Annotated in this window: 16 protein-coding genes; 12 read left to right on the top strand and 4 right to left on the bottom strand. The window is 63.7% G+C overall.

Annotated elements, in window-relative coordinates; genetic code table 11:
* Positions 1 to 31 precede the first annotated feature (31 nt).
* From LLJ08_RS11775 to LLJ08_RS11765, 3 genes are all read left to right on the top strand, one after another.
* Positions 32 to 994 (top strand): DUF58 domain-containing protein, encoded by a 963-nt coding sequence (locus tag LLJ08_RS11775; protein WP_228207096.1) that lies wholly within the window; start codon positions 32 to 34, stop codon positions 992 to 994.
* Positions 991 to 2,991 (top strand): transglutaminase TgpA family protein, encoded by a 2,001-nt coding sequence (locus LLJ08_RS11770; RefSeq protein ID WP_228207095.1) that lies wholly within the window; start codon positions 991 to 993, stop codon positions 2,989 to 2,991. The genes LLJ08_RS11775 and LLJ08_RS11770 overlap by 4 nt, the downstream gene beginning before the upstream one ends.
* A 118-nt stretch (positions 2,992 to 3,109) precedes the next feature.
* The gene (locus LLJ08_RS11765) at positions 3,110 to 3,907 is read left to right on the top strand and encodes an acyl-CoA thioesterase (protein ID WP_228207094.1); all 798 of its coding nucleotides are present in this window, start codon (positions 3,110 to 3,112) and stop codon (positions 3,905 to 3,907) included.
* A 63-nt stretch (positions 3,908 to 3,970) separates the two neighbouring features.
* On the opposite strand, the gene LLJ08_RS11760 is transcribed toward LLJ08_RS11765, so the two are convergent.
* The 4 genes from LLJ08_RS11760 to LLJ08_RS11745 form a co-directional block, all read right to left on the bottom strand.
* Positions 3,971 to 4,519 carry a rhodanese-like domain-containing protein gene (locus LLJ08_RS11760; RefSeq protein ID WP_228207093.1) on the bottom strand — a complete coding sequence of 183 codons (549 nt, stop codon included), beginning with the start codon at positions 4,517 to 4,519 and terminating at the stop codon, positions 3,971 to 3,973.
* Positions 4,520 to 4,598: 79 nt separating this feature from the next.
* Complete coding sequence (locus LLJ08_RS11755; protein ID WP_228207092.1) at positions 4,599 to 5,195, bottom strand: cytochrome b/b6 domain-containing protein; 597 nt, start codon at positions 5,193 to 5,195, stop codon at positions 4,599 to 4,601.
* A 1-nt stretch (position 5,196) separates the two neighbouring features.
* Positions 5,197 to 6,780: a tetrathionate reductase family octaheme c-type cytochrome gene (locus LLJ08_RS11750; RefSeq protein ID WP_228207091.1), complete on the bottom strand. Its 1,584-nt coding sequence runs from the start codon at positions 6,778 to 6,780 to the stop codon at positions 5,197 to 5,199.
* A gap of 47 nt (positions 6,781 to 6,827) precedes the next feature.
* Positions 6,828 to 7,241, bottom strand: coding sequence for a glutaredoxin family protein (locus LLJ08_RS11745; RefSeq protein ID WP_228208936.1), 414 nt, complete (start codon positions 7,239 to 7,241; stop codon positions 6,828 to 6,830).
* Between the two features lie 297 nt (positions 7,242 to 7,538).
* Between LLJ08_RS11745 and LLJ08_RS11740 the strand changes: the two genes are divergently transcribed.
* The 9 genes from LLJ08_RS11740 to LLJ08_RS11700 all read left to right on the top strand — a co-directional run bounded on the left by LLJ08_RS11740 (position 7,539) and on the right by LLJ08_RS11700 (position 16,566).
* Positions 7,539 to 7,994 carry a hypothetical protein gene (locus tag LLJ08_RS11740; protein WP_014820440.1) on the top strand — a complete coding sequence of 152 codons (456 nt, stop codon included), beginning with the start codon at positions 7,539 to 7,541 and terminating at the stop codon, positions 7,992 to 7,994.
* A gap of 259 nt (positions 7,995 to 8,253) precedes the next feature.
* Positions 8,254 to 8,691, top strand: coding sequence for a YqaA family protein (locus LLJ08_RS11735; protein ID WP_125861865.1), 438 nt, complete (start codon positions 8,254 to 8,256; stop codon positions 8,689 to 8,691).
* Positions 8,692 to 8,765: 74 nt separating this feature from the next.
* Entirely contained in the window at positions 8,766 to 9,833 is a 1,068-nt protein-coding gene (locus LLJ08_RS11730; RefSeq protein WP_228207090.1) for an AraC family transcriptional regulator, read from the top strand.
* A 175-nt stretch (positions 9,834 to 10,008) separates the two neighbouring features.
* Positions 10,009 to 10,776: an SDR family NAD(P)-dependent oxidoreductase gene (locus LLJ08_RS11725; protein WP_228207089.1), complete on the top strand. Its 768-nt coding sequence runs from the start codon at positions 10,009 to 10,011 to the stop codon at positions 10,774 to 10,776.
* 11 nt (positions 10,777 to 10,787) lie between these two features.
* The gene (locus LLJ08_RS11720) at positions 10,788 to 11,972 is read left to right on the top strand and encodes an acetyl-CoA C-acyltransferase (protein WP_228207088.1); all 1,185 of its coding nucleotides are present in this window, start codon (positions 10,788 to 10,790) and stop codon (positions 11,970 to 11,972) included.
* 10 nt (positions 11,973 to 11,982) lie between these two features.
* Complete coding sequence (locus LLJ08_RS11715; protein WP_228207087.1) at positions 11,983 to 13,122, top strand: acyl-CoA dehydrogenase; 1,140 nt, start codon at positions 11,983 to 11,985, stop codon at positions 13,120 to 13,122.
* Positions 13,123 to 13,257: 135 nt separating this feature from the next.
* Entirely contained in the window at positions 13,258 to 14,877 is a 1,620-nt protein-coding gene (locus tag LLJ08_RS11710; protein WP_228208935.1) for a long-chain fatty acid--CoA ligase, read from the top strand.
* A gap of 71 nt (positions 14,878 to 14,948) precedes the next feature.
* Entirely contained in the window at positions 14,949 to 16,031 is a 1,083-nt protein-coding gene (locus LLJ08_RS11705) for a CaiB/BaiF CoA transferase family protein (protein ID WP_228207086.1), read from the top strand.
* 268 nt (positions 16,032 to 16,299) lie between these two features.
* A complete protein-coding gene (locus LLJ08_RS11700) occupies positions 16,300 to 16,566 on the top strand; it encodes a hypothetical protein (RefSeq protein ID WP_014820432.1) in 267 nt (88 codons plus the stop codon).
* Positions 16,567 to 17,155: the final 589 nt, after the last annotated feature.

Genomic DNA, 17,155 nt, shown 5'->3' with positions numbered 1-17,155 from the left:
CGACATCCGCGCATGACGGCGGGCAACTGTCGTGAGGCTGTTGCCGCGCTTTCGTGACCGCTGGCTGCTGCGGCGCATCCCGCCCGCATCCAGCGTGCGCCTGAATCAGCGGCGCATCTTCATCATGCCCACCGCGGTCGGGCTGGCGTTCCTGGTGGCGCTGCTGCTGATGCTGCTGACCGCGATCAACTACCAGAACAGCCTGGCCTACGGCCTGACCTTTCTGCTCGGGTCGTTGTATCTCGTCACCATCCTGCATACCTGGCGCAATCTTGCCGGCCTGGTCCTGCAGGCGGGCGGAACCACCGCTGCATTCGTCGGTGAGCAGGCGCTGCTGCGGGTGCGTCTGGAAAGTCCCGGTCGCGCCTATCAGGCGGTGGCGCTCGGCTGGCCGGCCAGCGGCTTGCGCTTGGTCGATGTGCCGGCGGGCGGCGCCGTCGAAGTCGAATTGAGCCTGCCGACGCAACGCCGCGGCTGGCTGCGACCGGGGCGTGTGCGGGTCGAGAGCCGTTTTCCGCTGGGCCTGCTGGTGGCCTGGAGCTGGATCGATCTGGAGCTGGCGGCGCTGGTCTACCCGCAGCCATCGGTTGCCGAGCGCCCGCCCGGCGGCAAGGCGCAGGAAACCGAGGATGAGGGCACGCTGACGCGCGGCGCCGGTGTCGACGACTATCAGGGGCTGCGGGCCTGGCAGCCGGGCGATCCGCGCCGACGCCTGCACTGGAAGGCCTATTCCCGTGGCCAGGGCCTGCTGGTGAAGGATTTCGCCAGCCTGCTCGGCAACGATCCGCTGCTGGACTTCGATGCCCTGGACGGCGACACCGAGCAGCGCCTGTCGAGGCTCTGCCACTGGGTCGTCGACCTCAGCGACAAGCAGCAACCGTTCGCACTGCGCCTGCCGGGTGAGCTGGTCGGACCCGATGGCGGGCAGGCTCATCGGGATGCCTGCCTGCGTGCACTGGCGCTGCATGGCCTGAGCGAGGAGGGCGTGAAGTGAGCGCGAAGCCGGGAATTCCGCGCAACAGCCTGATCTGGCTGCTGGTGGCGCAGGTGCTGGTGATCCTGCCGCACCTCACTCATCTGCCGCTATGGATCATCGGCCTGTGGTTGGGCTGCGCCAGCTGGCGGATCCAGATATTCCGCATGCGTGCGCGTTATCCGCGCAGCTGGCTCAAGGCGCTGCTGATGATTGGCGCCGGCTTCGGCGTGTATTTCTCGCGCGGCAGCCTGGTCGGCTTGGAAGCCGGCGTGGTGCTGCTGATCGCTGCGTTCATTCTCAAGCTCGTGGAGATGAGCACCCGTCGCGATGCGCTGGTACTGATCTTCCTGGGTTTCTTCGCGGTGGTGACCAGCTACCTGTTCGAGGACAGCCTGGTCGCCGGACTGTATAGCCTGCTGCCCGTCATCGCATTGCTGGCCGCGATGATCGGGCTGCAGCAGAGTAGCCTGGTCACCCGACCATGGCCGACGGTACGCCTGGCCGGTTCGCTGCTGTTGCAGGCGATTCCGCTGATGCTGGTGCTGTTCCTGTTCTTCCCCCGCCTGCCGCCACTGTGGTCGTTGCCGCAGGCCGGCGACCGCGGCACAACCGGCCTGGCCGATCACATGGCGCCCGGCGATATCGCCCGTCTTGGCCGTTCGGCGGAGCTGGCCTTTCGCGTTACCTTCGACGGCGACATTCCGCCCCGCGACCAGCTCTACTGGCGCGCGGTGACCTTCGAACGCTTCGACGGTCGTCGCTGGTCGCAGTCCTACGCTTCGCAGCTTCCCCAGGCGCCGGAGTGGCAGGCGGCTGGTGAGCCGCTCAGCTACAGCATCGTCATGCAGCCCAGCGGTCAGCCCTGGCTGTTCGCGCTGGATGTGCCGCAGGTTGCGTCCGCCGAGGCGCAGCTGATGGCGGATTTTCATCTCCAGCGCCGCCAGCCGGTGAACAAGCCGCTGATGTATCAGGCGACCTCCTGGTTGGACGCGCGTCGCGAAGCGACCAGCGCACCGGCGAGCCTCGGGCGCGCATTGCAGCTGCCGGAGCAGGGCAATCCACGTACTCGCGCCTGGGCGACCGAGCTACGGCGCTCTGCGCAGGAGCCGCAGGCGATGGTGGATGCGCTGTTGAAGCACTTCAACCGCCAGCCCTATCACTACACTCTGGAGCCGCCGTCGGTGGGGAGCGATATCGTCGATGACTTCCTGTTCGAGACGCGCAGCGGTTTCTGCGCACACTACGCCGGCGCCATGACTTTTGTGCTGCGCGCAGCGGGCATTCCGGCTCGGGTGGTGGCGGGCTATCAGGGCGGTGAGGTCAACCCGGCGGGCAATTATCTCTCCGTTCGTCAGTTCGACGCCCACGCCTGGGTCGAATACTGGGTCGCCGAGCGCGGTTGGGTCAGTGTCGACCCGACCTTCCAGGTCGCGCCCGAGCGGGTGGAGCAGGGCCTGGAGCAGGCGCTGGCCCGAGAGCAGAGCTTTCTCGCCGACGAACCGATGTCACTGCTGCGCTACCGTGACATCGGCTGGATGAACGCGCTGCGCCTGCGCTGGGACAGCCTCAATTACGGTTGGCAGCGCTGGGTACTCAACTATCAGGACGAGCAGCAGTCGCAGATGCTGCAACGCTGGTTCGGCAAGCTGGACGGCCAGACCCTCGGTCTTGGCCTGGTGGCGCTGCTGGGTGTGCTGACCGGCGTGCTCGCGCTGCTGCTGTTCAAGCCCTGGCGGCGCGAAACGGACGTTCAGCAGCGCCTGTTCCGGCGCTTCGAACGACTTCTGGCACGTCATGGCGCGCGCCGCCAAAAAGGCGAGGGTGCCCGTAGTTTCGCCCAGCGCGCCGCAGTGATGCTGCCCGAACAGGCGCCAGCCATCCTTGCGTTCGTCAGCCTCTACGAGGCGCAGCGCTACGCCGAGCAAACTGATGCGACTGACGACCTGTCACGCGCCTTGAACCAGCTGCGCCGGGCGCTGCCCTGGCGTCCCGCTGCGCCGGCGCAACGTGGCTGACGTCCATTGCCGGCATGGATGATTCGGCATTTCATGCGGCCGCTTCTGCCAGGCAGGCTCGCACCCTCACCGGCGCCCCTTTAACATCGCTCGCATAACGAACGATAACGAGGTGGATATGGAGCTTTGCGAGCTGTTGCAGGCGGTGCGCGACAACCCCGGCAGTGTGGTGGTACCGGCCAGCTGGGGACAGGGGCGTGCCGGTTTCGGCGGTCTGGTCGCCGCGCTGGTCTTCGAAAGCATGCGCGCCAAGGTGCCCGACGGCAGACCGCTGCGTTCGCTGGCGATCACCTTCGTCGGGCCGCTGGCGCTGGACACGCCGGCGAGCTTCGAGGCCGAGGTACTGCGAGAAGGCAAGGCCGTGAGCCAGATGCTCGGCCGGGTGATGCAGGACGGGCAGGTGGTCACCATAGTCCAGGGCAGCTTCGGCGCAGCGCGCAGTTCCGTCGTGGATGTCGAGGCCGAGCCGGCGCCAGCCATGCCACCGGTCGAAGCCTGCCAGGAACTGCCTTACGTAGCAGGCGTAACGCCGGAATTTACCCGCTACCTGGCCATGCGCTGGGGCATCGGCGGGCTACCATTTTCCGGCAACGCGTCCCGCGAAATGGGCGGCTGGGTGCGCCAGCGTGGTGATGTACCCCGCGAGCCGATGACTGAAGCGCACCTGCTGGCGCTGGTCGATGCCTGGCCGCCTGCCGTGTTGCCGCATCTGAAGAGCTTCGCGCCCGGCAGTTCACTGACCTGGACCATCGAATTCATCCAGCCGTTGCCTGAACTCGACAGCCACGACTGGTGCATGTACCGCGCAGTTATCGAGCATGCCCGTGACGGCTACGGCCACTGCGCCGCGGCGTTGTGGACGCCAACCGGAGAATTGGTCGCGCTGAGCCGGCAAACGGTGACCGTTTTTGGCTGATGGCCGATCCGGCGGTGTGCGTTACCGATGTTCATCGCCGAGGTGCCGCGCTACGCGAGGGTTTTACTTGCGATCGGTGCGATAGATCTTTTCCGGATTCATCTTCGGGCTCCACGGCAGGCCGGCGTTCTGCCAGCCGTTCTGTAGGCGAAAACCTGCCTGCGGTCCTTCCTTTATCGCCGCGCCCTGAAATCCATCGACGACATACCGCGCATTGGGAAAACCGTTCTCACGCAGGAAATCCGCACTGGGTTTGCCACGCTCGCTGCCCGAGCGGCACATGGTGATGATTTCGGTGTCGGCGCCCAGCCCACGCTTGTCCAGTTCGGCCTGGATCTGCTCGAGGAACTTCGGATTACGGTTGGTCTGGAACGCACCGCGCTCGTCATTCCAGGCGTCCCGATTGACGAGCAGATACGGAATGTTGGTGTCCACGGCATCGGTGAAGCCGACGAACATGATCTCCACCGGGTCGCGGACGTCGATGAAGAGGACCTTTGCATCCTCCTGTTGGGCGCGGGCGTAGGCGTCTTGCGGGGTGACTTCGAGTTCTACTGCCTGGGCCGCGAAAGCCAGCATGCTGAGGGAAAGGGCGATCAATGAGGATTTCATCTGAAGCTCCGACATGAAAGGACGTAGATGTTCGGGTCATCTTATACCGGTGGGGGTATTTATCCACTCATTGATCCACTCAGTGCTTCTCTTCCCAACCGCTAACCATGGCTCTGATGTGTTCCAGGGGCGTCCGCCCGGTTGTGGCCAGGTACACATGCGCTATCAGGAAGATCAGCATCATGAACGCGCCCGCCGTGTGCAGCAGTGCGACCTGTTGCAAGCCGAGCCAGGGCGAGAGCTGCTCCTGCATCTGCTCCCAGAAGAGATAGAGCAGCCCGGTCAGCCACAGCAGCGGGCCGATCATCACCTTGACGAACAGGTACGACAGGCGCTGCAACGGGTTGTGCTTGCGCTCCACCGTGATCTTGTACGGATGAGGAGCGCCGATGAAGATGCCGTGAACGTAGTAGCGCAGCATCCGATCGATGTTGTTCAGCGTGGGAGTGTACTGGCGCCACTGGCCGGTGGTGAAATGCCAGAAGATGCCGAACACCCACAACAGCATCAGCAGCCAGGCTGATACCTCGTGGATTTCAACCGCAGTGCGAAACTCCAGTAACGCGTGGCTGCCATGAACCGCGAAGCCGCTGAACAACAACGTGATGATCAGTGTGGCTTGCGACCAGTGCCAGAAGCGCTCGAAACGGGTAAACAGGTAGAGACGCTCGCCCATGTCAGTGGCTCCTTCTGCGGCGCGAGAGTACGCGCAAAGCGGCATGGATGAGGACGCCCAGCAGGGCGAGGCCAGCCAGCCCAAAGCCGATCCGGTCGAGCAGGGGGCTGTGGTGTTTGCCAGTCAGCCAGATACCGGGAACAGCGCCGAGCCGGCTTTGCCGGGCATGGCACTGCGCGCAATCGAGCGCCTGTTCCTTCGGTGCGACCATATGGGTGATCGGCCATAGCATCGACGTGTCGACGAAGTCGAACTTGCCACTGTAGGGGGCGCCAGAAGCGTCGGCTCCAGCCTGCAGGGCCTTGGCCCAGTCGAAGTTGTACCAGAACGCCGTATCGTTCGGGATCGCGGTATGCGGCACCAGCAATGTCAGGTGTTCGGTATCGAAAGGCTGGCGCCCGTGAAAGGTTTTGACCGGCCAGATGCGTGCATCAGCGGCCCCCGGTGTGCCGTGAAAGCTATTGATCGGTACCCGGGTGCTTGGGTCTATTACAGTATCGGGTTGCACATAGCTAACCCGACCGTCGAACCAGACATAGTCGGGCACTACATCCTCGCCGAGTACGAAACTGCCCTTTCTGCTGTCGTAAAGAACCTGACCGCGCTCGTTGCGCGTCTGGAATGGCTTGCCGTTGGCGTCCATTCTTCCGGCGCTGGACCAGTCCCAGGCCATTTTGGTAGGTACGCCGCCGCGGGCGAAGGCCGGGATATGACAGCTCTGGCAGGCAAGCACACTGGTGTGGTCATTAACGCGCCCCGCGTGCAGCAGGTTTCCCTGGTGCGGCTTGTCACCATGGCAGGACTGACAGGTCGAACGGTTGCGCTCGCTGCGCTCACCTCGAGTGACTGCGCCGTGCGGGTCGCTGGCAGTAACGTTGATGCGACTGCCGGCGATCCGGTGCTCCTCGGCAACGTGGCAGGTCGAACAGGTGAAATCTAGACCCTCGGCGGCCATGTGCACGTCCAGCTCACGCGACGGCGCATTGAGCGACGAATCGAGATCGCCGTGCTTCACGCCGTCGCCACCGCCGCCGTAGTAATGGCAGGTCCCGCAGGTCCGGCGTGTGGTTGCGCCAACATGGCGTGCCACGGCGGCCAGGTCGACCGGTTCGATGAATCTGCCTGAGCCGGGTGCGGTTTCGCTGCGCACCAGCGGCGGATGCCCAGCGAGGCCCGCAAGCTTGAGGTAGTTGCCGGTGTTATGGCAAGAAAGGCAGTCGACCTTGGTTTCGTCGGTAAAGTCGAAGCTGGCATCCTTCCAACCATAGCCGATGTGGCAAGACTGGCAGAACGCCTCGTTGGAACGGTCGCCGATGCAGAAGCCGTTGAGCATGGTCTTCTTGCCCAGACGCTGACCGGTATCCGGGTTTATGTAGTCCCAAGTCCAGTGCCGCGTGGCCATGATCTGCTTGGCTGCCTTGCCGTGGCAGCTCAGACAGGCCCGCGTTACTTCTTCGCCACTGGCGAAAGGACCCAGCAGGGCATCGAAACGAGCGTGATTGGCGGTGGATGCTTGCGCCAGGCCGCCAGCAAGCAGGAGCGGCGCTAGTAGCAGGGCGATGGTGCGCTGGCGGAATGCTCTCATTTGCCTCTCCCTTGCTGCATGGCAGCGGCGCTAGGGTCCAGCATAGGTCACCCCTGGCAATCTGCTACTGCAGCGATTGCGGCTGTAGCAGCATGACGACGTCCCGCGGGAGCATCGCCGCACCGCTGATTAGCTTCAGCGTGCCGCCAGGTCGTTTTGTGAGCTTGTGGCTGCTCAGCGCGAGCACGGCGAAACAGGTAGTACATCTGATCAGCGATGACGAATGTCGGCACTGCCGGCGGCCAGACGCCGGCGTCACGGGACAGGCGCAGCAGATCGGCGCGAGCGGCAGGATCGCGATCGACTTCCCGCAGGCGAATCTCCAGCTCCGGATGCTGCGTGGAGAGCTCCGCGAGATGGGCCTTGGCTGCGCTGCAGTGCGGGCAGCCGTCACGCACGAATACCTCAAGCACCGTTGCGTTAGCGAACGCATGAGCGCTGGCCAGTATCCCCAGAAGCATCAACAGAGCCCCGCGCAACACGACGTGGTACATGAGCGTGCTTCCCTGGTGCTGGCCTAGCCGGCGGGCGGGGCGATGGCACATGGTTTGCGAATCCACGCCCATCCTCGACCGTCTTTTTCCGGCCGGCAATGATCTGTAGCAAGGTTGCGCGGTGTGAGCGGCCTTGGCGCAGCAGGCTGGACTAATCTCTTAATCAGCGTCATGTAACCGGACCTGGCAAGCGGACAGAATCAGGCACCGGTGAGACAGGCCTGTGCCGTGCTGTTTGCCGTCCTACCAGCGGAGATTTTGGCGATGAAGATCGAGCGATTCGAAGACCTGATCGACTGGACACGCGACACCCATGCCATGCTGGCTCGTTGCATGGCTCGCTGTTCCGACAAGCACGAAGAGACCCGAGCCAAATGGCTGCTGGTCTACATTGCCGACCACGAGAGAGCACTGGCGGAAACGGTCGACAAGATCGAGAAGCATGCCGACCCGAAGGCATTGCATACCTGGATCTACGACTATCTGACACGCAATCCGGTGTTGCGCAATCAGGCCTGTAAGGCTTACGACACCATGACGGTGGAGGAGATCTCCCTGGATATCTTCACCATTCATAACCAGGTGATCGATCTGTACCGATCCTTGGCACGTCGCGCCGAAATTGATGGTGCACGCAATCTCGCCGAGGACCTTCTACGCATGGAAGAGCACGAGACCATGCGTCTTGCTCGTCAGGTGAGCCGTATTCACGAGATGTGATGTCAGTGCGGCCGTTGCCGTCCATGGCAATGTCCGATCTCGGCAACACCGGTGCCGCATGTACATTTGCCCTGTTGCCCTGTTGCCCTGTTGCCCTGTTGCAAGGTGACACAGTGACGCCGGCTAGTCTGTCGCGAGTGAATCGCCGCGGGCTTGGAGGTTCTTACTCAAGCATCATCCCCGCCGCAGTCACCGCCCAAACGATGCGCTTTCCCGCATACTGCGCGCCGTCAGTCAGCATGGTTACGGTTGCATATCGATGGTGTCGCTCTCCGGCTATCTCGGCCTTTTTCTCGCGGCGTTCGGTGCCGCCACGCTGCTACCGATGCAGTCCGAGGCGGTGCTCGCGGGCCTCCTTCTTTCCGAACGCTACACGGTCTGGGCCCTGGTCGCCGTGGCCAGCCTCGGCAATGTGCTGGGCTCGGTTGTGAACTGGCTGCTCGGGCGTTACGTCGAGCATTTCCGCCACAAACGCTGGTTTCCGGTCAACGAGCGGCAACTGGCGAAGGCGCAGCACAGCTACCATCGCTATGGCCGCTGGACGCTGCTGCTCAGCTGGGTGCCGATCATCGGTGATCCGCTGACCCTGGTCGCCGGCGTGATGCGTGAGCCACTATGGAGCTTTCTGCTGATCGTCACGTTGGCGAAGACCGCGCGTTACCTCATGGTGATGGGGCTGACCCTGGGCTGGATGTGACGCAAGGGCTGACAGCGCGACCGTGCCTGGCCGATCATGGCGGCCAACGACTACAGGGCAGGAAACCGAGCCGCATGACCAGCGAGGCGCAAACGACAGCAGACGAGGCAGCCGTCTCGGCGATAGCCCGCCGGGACAGCATCAGCGTCCGTTTGGTGGCCGAGGCACTGCTGGGTTTCGTCGGGCCGCGGCTGAGCGCCGAGCAACTGCTGGAGGAAATCGGTCTCGACCCCGCATGCCTGCAAGATCCCGACGGCCGCATGGACGTGCGCGACTACTCGCAACTCTGGCTGCGCCTGGCGCGGCGCTTCGATGACGAATTCTTCGGCATGGACCCGCGCCGGCTGCGCTGGGGCAGCTTCGTCTTTCTCAGCCGCAGCTGCATCCAGCAGCCGACACTGGAGAAGGCGCTGGTTCACGCACTGAGCTTTCTCGGGCTGGGCCTGGAGGACTTGCGTGGCAAGCTGATCCGCAGCCAGAGCCTGGCTGAAGTGGTGCTGCGCGAACGCAACCCCGAGCCGGCGCGAGCCTTTTGCTACTTCACCTTCTGGATGCTCCTGCACGGCCTGGCCTGCTGGCTGGTGGGGCGGCGTATCCCGCTGCTGGCGGTCGAGTTGCGTTGTGCTGAACCGGACTACACGGATGATTACCGGGTGATGTTCTCCGACAACCTGCGTTTCGGCCGGCCGTCGACGCGGATCATCTTCGCTGCCGAAGTGCTCGATCTGCCGATCCGTCGTAGCGAAGCAGAATTGCAGGCCTTTCTCGCCGAAGCGCCAGCCAACATCCTGGTGCGTTATCGCGACCACTCCAGCCTGGCCAGCCGCATCAAACAGCACCTGCGCAGCCTGCCCGCCGAACGCTGGCCGGACAGCGAGGCGCTGGCGCAGACCCTGTGCATCTCGGCCTCGACCCTGCGCCGACGCCTGGCGGAAGCGGGGCAGCCGTATCAGGCGATCAAGGACGGCTTGCGTCAGGAGATGGCCACCGAGTGGCTGGCCGATGCTGCCATCAGCTACGGCGAGATCGCCGAGCGGCTTGGGTTTGCCGATGTCAGCTCGTTCTACAAGGCATTCCGCAAGTGGACGGGCATCAATCCCGGGCACTACCGCAATCTGATTCTGGCGCCGGCGCGGCGCTGATTACCTGCATCCCAACTTCAGCCCGCTGGCGCGCACCGCGGCGTTCGTGATTGCGTTTAGCCATTGGCCAAAACGGTCAGACAGGTTGAGAACATCGACCATTGCCGCACCCGTGTTGCTGTCCAAAGATAACTCCCGGCTTCGCACCGAATAACAACAAGCACGGGAGAGCGCCATGCAGATTCGCGACAAGGTATTCCTCATTACTGGCGGCGCCTCCGGCCTTGGCGCTGCCGCGGCCCAAGGGCTGGTGGAGGCGGGCGGCAAGGTCGTACTCGTCGATCTGGATGAAGCCGCGGCCAACGCAACGGCACAGGCGCTGGGGCCGAACGCCTTGGGTGTCGCTGCCGACATTCGTGACGAACAGGCCGCGCGCCATGCCGTCGCCACCGCCCGCGAACATTTCGGCGCGTTGCACGGGCTGGTCAACTGCGCCGGCGTCGCCGGCGGCGAAAAAGTCCTCGGCCGCAACGGCCCGCACAGTCTGGACGGCTTCAGCCGCATCGTCGGCATCAACCTGATCGGTAGCTTCAACATGCTGCGGCTGGCCGCCGAGGCGATGGCCGAGAACGCACCTGACGAAGGTGGCGAGCGCGGCGCGATCATCAATACCGCATCGATCGCTGCCTTCGACGGCCAGATCGGCCAGGCGGCCTATGCCGCGTCCAAGGGCGGGGTGGTCAGCATGACCCTGCCTGCAGCCCGCGAATTGGCGCGCTTCGGCATCCGCGTGATGACCATCGCCCCTGGCGTGTTCGAGACGCCGATGATGGCCGGGATGACTCAGGAAATCCGCGACTCGCTGGCCGCCGGTGTGCCGTTTCCGCCACGCCTGGGCCACCCGGCCGAATACGCCGCGCTGGTGCGGCACATCTTTGAGAACAGCATGCTCAATGGCGAGGTGATCCGTCTCGACGGCGCCTTGCGCATGGCCGCCAAGTGAAGGAAGCAGAGATGAAAGATGATCCGATCGTAATCGTCAGCAGTGCGCGCACGCCCATGGGCGGTTTTCAGGGCGACCTGCAGGGGATGACCGCCTGGCAGCTCGGTGCTGCCGCCATCCGCGCGGCGGTGGAACGCAGCGGCCTGCCGGCCGAGAACGTGCAGGACGTGCTGATGGGCTGCGTGCTGCCTGCCGGCCAGGGCCAGGCACCGGCACGTCAGGCGGCGTTGAGCGCCGGGCTGACCCGCGCCACCACCTGCACCACGGTCAACAAGATGTGCGGCTCGGGCATGCAGACGGTGATCATGGCCCACGACCAGCTGCTTGCCGGGAGTGGCGATATCGTCGTCGCCGGCGGGATGGAAAGCATGTCCAACGCGCCTTACCTGCTCGACCGCGCCCGTGGCGGCTATCGCATGGGGCATGGGCGGGTGCTCGACCATATGTTTCTCGACGGTCTGGAAGACTCGTTCGACAAAGGCCGGCTGATGGGCACCTTTGCCGAGGAATGCGCCGACGCGTTCGGCTTCAGCCGTGAAGCCCAGGACGCTTACGCGCTCGAGTCCCTGCGCCGCGCTCAGGTGGCGATCAGCGAGGGGCGTTTTGCCGAAGAGATCGTTGCGCTGGAGGTCACCCAGGGCAAACAGCAGCGGCATATTCGCGACGACGAGCAGCCACCCAAGGCGATGCCGGAAAAGATTCCCAGCTTGAAGCCGGCGTTCCGCGAGGGCGGCACGGTGACCGCGGCCAACTCCAGCTCGATTTCCGATGGTGCCGCCGCGCTGCTGCTGATGCGCCGTTCCGAAGCCGAGCGCTGGGGCCTGCAGCCACAGGCGGTGATCCACGGCCACGCGGCCTACGCTGATGCACCGAATCTGTTCACCACAGCGCCGATCGGCGCGATCCGCAAGCTGATGGAGCGCACCGGCTGGTCCACCGAAGACGTGGATCTGTTCGAGATCAACGAAGCCTTCGCGGTGGTCGCCATGGCCAGTATGCGCGAGTTGGGCTTGGACCACGCCAAGGTCAACGTCAACGGCGGTGCCTGCGCGCTCGGCCATCCCATCGGTGCCTCGGGCGCGCGGATCCTGGTGACGCTGCTTTCGGCCCTTCGTGCACGTGGTCTGCGCCGTGGCGTAGCGGCGATCTGCATTGGCGGCGGCGAAGCCACGGCCATGGCCGTCGAACTGATCTGAGGAGGCATCCATGCTGCCCAATGAAGATCAAAACGCGATCGCCGAGATGGCTCGCCAGTTCGCTCAGGAACGGCTGAAACCGTTCGCCGAACAGTGGAGTTGCGAGCATCGCTATCCCGCCGAGGCGATTGCCGAGATGGCCGCGCTCGGCTTCTTCGGCATGCTGGTGCCAGAGCAGTGGGGTGGCAGCGACATCGGCTACCTGGCCTATGCCATGGCATTGGAAGAGATCGCCGCCGGTGACGGCGCCTGCTCGACCATCATGAGCGTGCACAACTCGGTAGGCTGCGTGCCGATCCTGCGTTTCGGCAACGACCAGCAAAAGCGCGACTTCCTCGGTCCGCTGGCGCGCGGCGAGCAGATCGGTGCCTTCGCCCTCACCGAACCGCAGGCCGGCTCCGACGCCAGCAGCCTGCGTACTCGTGCCCGGCGTGACGGCGATTATTACGTGCTCAATGGTGCCAAGCAGTTCATCACGTCGGGCAAGCATGCCGGCACGGTGATCGTCTTTGCGGTGACCGACCCGGACGCCGGCAAGCGCGGTATCAGTGCCTTTATCGTGCCGACCGACAGCCCGGGCTATCAGGTGGTACGGGTCGAGGACAAGCTCGGTCAGCACGCGTCGGATACCTGCCAGATCGCATTCGAGGACCTGCGCGTGCCGGTGGCCAACCGGTTGGGCGAGGAAGGCGAGGGCTACCGCATTGCCCTGGCCAATCTCGAAGGCGGACGCATCGGCATCGCCGCCCAGGCAGTGGGCATGGCGCGCGCGGCGTTCGAAGCGGCGCGTGATTACGCTCGCGATCGCGAGACCTTCGGCAAGCCGATCATCGAGCATCAGGCCGTGGCCTTCCGCCTGGCCGACATGGCCACCCAGATCGCCGTGGCACGGCAGATGGTGCATCACGCCGCCGCGCTGCGCGAAGCCGGACGGCCGGCATTGGTGGAGGCGTCGATGGCCAAGCTGTTCGCCTCGGAGATGGCGGAGAAGGTCTGCTCGGCAGCGATTCAGACCCTGGGTGGCTACGGCTACCTGTCCGACTTCCCGGTGGAGCGTATCTACCGCGACGTACGGGTCTGCCAGATCTACGAAGGCACCAGCGATATTCAGCGTCTGGTCATCGCGCGCAACCTTGGAGGGCCGTCCTGACCTGAACCGGCTGCGCCTGCGTGCCATGCGGCGCATCGATACGTGATTTCAGTGGTGTCGGTAGAACGCCGTTTCCTCGACCGGCACTTGCACAATAAAAACAAGATAGAGGTAGGAAACATGCAACCAGGATTGATGCAGAACGCCCCCCTGTTGATCAGCAGCATCGTCACCCACGCCGCCCGTGCTCACGGTGATCGCGAAATCGTCTCGCGGCTGGTCGACGAACCCCTCTGGCGTTATGACTATGCCGGGCTCGCCGCCCGTTCGGCGCAGGCCGCCAGCATGCTGGCCAAGCTCGGCATCGGCCCCGGCGATTGCGTGTCGTCGCTGGCCTGGAATACTCACCGTCACTACGAGCTGTTCTTCGCCGTGCCCGGCATCGGCGCCGTGCTGCACACGGCCAACCCGCGGCTGTCGGACGAACAGATCGTCTTCACCATCAACCACGCCGGCAGTCAGGTGCTGCTGTTCGACAGCAGCTTTGCCGAGTGCGTCGCCCGGTTGCGGCCGCGTTTGGGCAATATCCGCCATTTCATTGAACTGGCTGCGCAACCGAGTTCTGGCCTAGAGGATGTCCTGGGCTACGAGCAGCTGATCGCCGACGAGCAGCCGCTGGACTGGCCGCAGTTCGACGAGAACGCCGGCGCGGTGCTTTGCTACACGTCCGGCACCACTGGCGACCCCAAGGGTGTGCTCTACAGCCACCGTTCGGTGGTGTTGCATGCGATGGCCGCCGGGCTGTCCGGCGCGTTCGGCCTGTCCGCCTTCGATTGCATCATGCCGTGCTCGTCGCTCTATCACGGCACTGCCTGGGGCATTCCGTTCGCCGCGGCGATCAATGGCTGCAAGTTCGTGCTGCCATGCGACAAGATGGACGGCGCGAGCCTGCAGGAACTGATCAAGACCGAGGGCGTGACTCTGTCCGGCGGCGTGCCGACCATCTGGACCATGTACCTCGCCCATCTGGAACGTAGCGGTGAGGATTCCGGCAGCCTGGCGCGGCTGGTGATCGGCGGTTCCGCCGTCCCGCGGGCGATGGCCGAAACCTTCCAGACCAAGTACGGCGTCGCGGTCTGTCAGCTCTGGGGCATGACCGAGACCAGCCCGCTGGGTGTGGTGGCAACGCCGACGCCAAAGCTGGCCGAACGTGGCCAGCAGGCCACCAATGACACCATCTGGACGCGTCAGGGGCGCCTGCAATTCGGCATCGAGCTGAAGATCGTCGACGAAGATGGACGCGAACTGCCGTGCGACGGCGTCAGCTCCGGCAGCCTCAAGGTGCGCGGCCCCTGGACGGTGGAGCGCTACTACCGCAGCGAAGTGAGCGCACTGGATGAGGATGGCTGGTTCGACACCGGTGATATCGCCACGCTGGATGCCGATGGCTTCATGCGCATCACCGACCGCAGCAAGGACGTGATCAAGTCCGGCGGCGAATGGGTCAGCTCCATTGATATCGAGAACGTCGCGGCGGCCTGTCCCGGGGTGAAGGTGGCAGCCGTGGTCGGCGTGTTCCACCCCAAATGGGAAGAGCGTCCGGTACTGGTGATCGAGCCGCATGTCGATGCCGAGGTCACCGTAGATACGATCCTCGCCCACCTGGAGCCGAACATCGTCAAGTGGTGGATGCCGGACGCGGTGATTTTCGACGCGGTGCCATTGACCGCCACCGGCAAGATCGACAAGAAGGTGCTGCGCGAGCGCTATCGCAACCATCTAGTCGAGAACCAGCCCAGCGCTGTAAACCAGTAACCGTTCAGCAAGAACGCCCCCGTGCCGTCGGCGCGGGGCGTTCTTGCGCGCGCGGATCAGGAGAAATACAGATGAGCGAAGGTGTCGATGCACGCCAGGGCCCGCTACAGGGGCTGCGCGTGCTGGAGTTTGCCGGGATAGGCCCAGGGCCGCACTGCGCGATGCTGTTGGCAGATATGGGCGCCGAAGTGCTGCGCATCGAACGCGAGGGTGGTAACGGCTGGCCGAACCCTGTGGTCGACCGTGGGCGCAAGACGCTGACGCTGGATATCCGCAGCGAAGCAGGGCGTGCGCGCTGCCTTGAGCTGGCGCAGACCGCCGATGTGCTGATCGAGGGTTTTCGGCCCGGCGTGATGGAAAGGCTCGGACTCGGGCCGGAGGAACTGCGGCAGCGCAATCCCCGGCTGATCTATGGACGCATGACCGGTTGGGGCCAGACCGGCCCGCTGGCCAGAGCCGCCGGGCACGATATCAACTACATCGCCCTGACCGGCGCGCTGGCGGCAATCCGCGGCGAGAGCGGGACGGCGATTCCACCGTTGAACCTGGTCGGCGATTTCGGCGGCGGCTCGCTCTATCTCGCCGTCGGCATCCTCGCCGCGTTGTGGGAGCGCGAACGTTCGGGGCAGGGGCAAGTGATCGATGCGGCGATCGTCGATGGCGTGTCGTCGTTGATGACCTTCTTCGCCGGCCTGCTGCCGAGCGGGCGGATCGACATGCAACGCGAACACAATCCGCTGGCTGGCGCTGCGCCGAACTACCGTTGCTATCGCTGCGCCGATGGTCGCGAGATTGCAATCGGGCCGCTGGAGCCACAGTTCTGGCACGAGCTGCTGGAGCGAATAGACGCACCGGAAGCGCTCTGGGCGGGCTGTGCCGATCCGGGCGAATGGCCTGTGCAGAGCGAGCTGCTGGAGCGGCTGTTCGCGACCCGCACGCGAGCCGAGTGGTGCGCCTTGCTCGAGGGCAGCGACGCCTGCTTCGCGCCCGTGCTTGAACTGGAAGAAGCGGCGCAGCACCCGCATCTGCGCCAGCGTGGCGTTTACCAAGACGTTGAGGGCGTGTTGCAGGCAGCACCGGCTCCGCGTTTTTCCCGCACGCCAGGCAAGGCGAGGCGGACGTTACGTTGCGGTGCGGAGGAGGGGTGGGACTGAGCTGCGCAGCTGACGGTAAGCACTGTTACGACGCACGCAGGCTTGCGCGCGAGTATCGAAGTCGACGACTTTCATGCTGCGAAAAAAAGCGCGTCCATTATTGGGCAAGCAGTCAGGAAAATGATTCCTGAATATATAACGCTTATATCGCAACACTGTTCAAAGTAATCATTCGGGGTCGACCAAAGTAGTGTGCAGCGCCCGTAAAGCGCGGCCTAGACGTGCCGCACGTCGGTTTTGGTTTGCGAGTTGGCACCAGCTGACTACTATGAAAACGGAGGCTGCTTATTACAACAAAAACGGGGAGTACAACGTCATGATTAATGATGCCGAACAACAAGTAGTTGCACTTGAACTGTGCCGTTTCCTGGCCCACTGCGTCGCTGCGATCGTTGTCGTGGGGATGCTGTTTGTGGCCCTCGTCGGATCCTGGCACGCTGCCCTCAGTGTAGGTGTCGTCCCTTTGCTCGCCATCATGGCCTGCGATTACCTAGCGAGACGCAAGGAAACTGCTGTGCAGACAGCAGACGCCTGATACGACACAGGCGCTAACCAGCCGAAGAACCTTTTTATGCCCATCGAGCGATAGACACCCTGACAGTGAACCACTGCCGGGGTGTCCTGCGTTATGCAGCCGCGAATCGGCTGGCAGACCCTTTCATATCACTATCGCGCCCTTGCACGTCGCCGCGCACAGAGGCGGTTACCCAAAGGTGTTACTCCTTTCGTACAGCGTAACGGTCACTGAGGTGGGCGGTAACGAATCAGGCGCGAATTCTGTGCTCTCTGTGCATGCGTAAATCGTAACCTATTGAAAAATATGGAGTTATCGAAACTGGCACGACGAATGCTTTGTTATTGGCATAACAAGAACAAGAAAGCACATCCAATAACAAAAACAACACGTAGCGACTCCGACACAATAAAAACAAGCAGGTGGGAGACGTAGCAAACTGATTCTTTTGGAGAGGAATTGCCCGACAGGTTTCCTGTCGACCGGACCGAGAACAATAAAACTGCCTTGAGGCAGCTCCAGAACCGGTTGAGCCCGCGAGGGTAGTGGCAACATCAGCGACCAAAATAATCCGTTTGTTCTTTATGTCCCTTATGGGACTGCTACTCGG

It is taken from the genome of Stutzerimonas chloritidismutans, from assembly GCF_020783375.1.
GTDB classification, from domain to species: domain Bacteria; phylum Pseudomonadota; class Gammaproteobacteria; order Pseudomonadales; family Pseudomonadaceae; genus Stutzerimonas; species Stutzerimonas kunmingensis.
The sequence above is the reverse complement of the archived record's forward strand: the minus strand, read 5'-3'. Positions and strand labels throughout refer to the sequence as shown.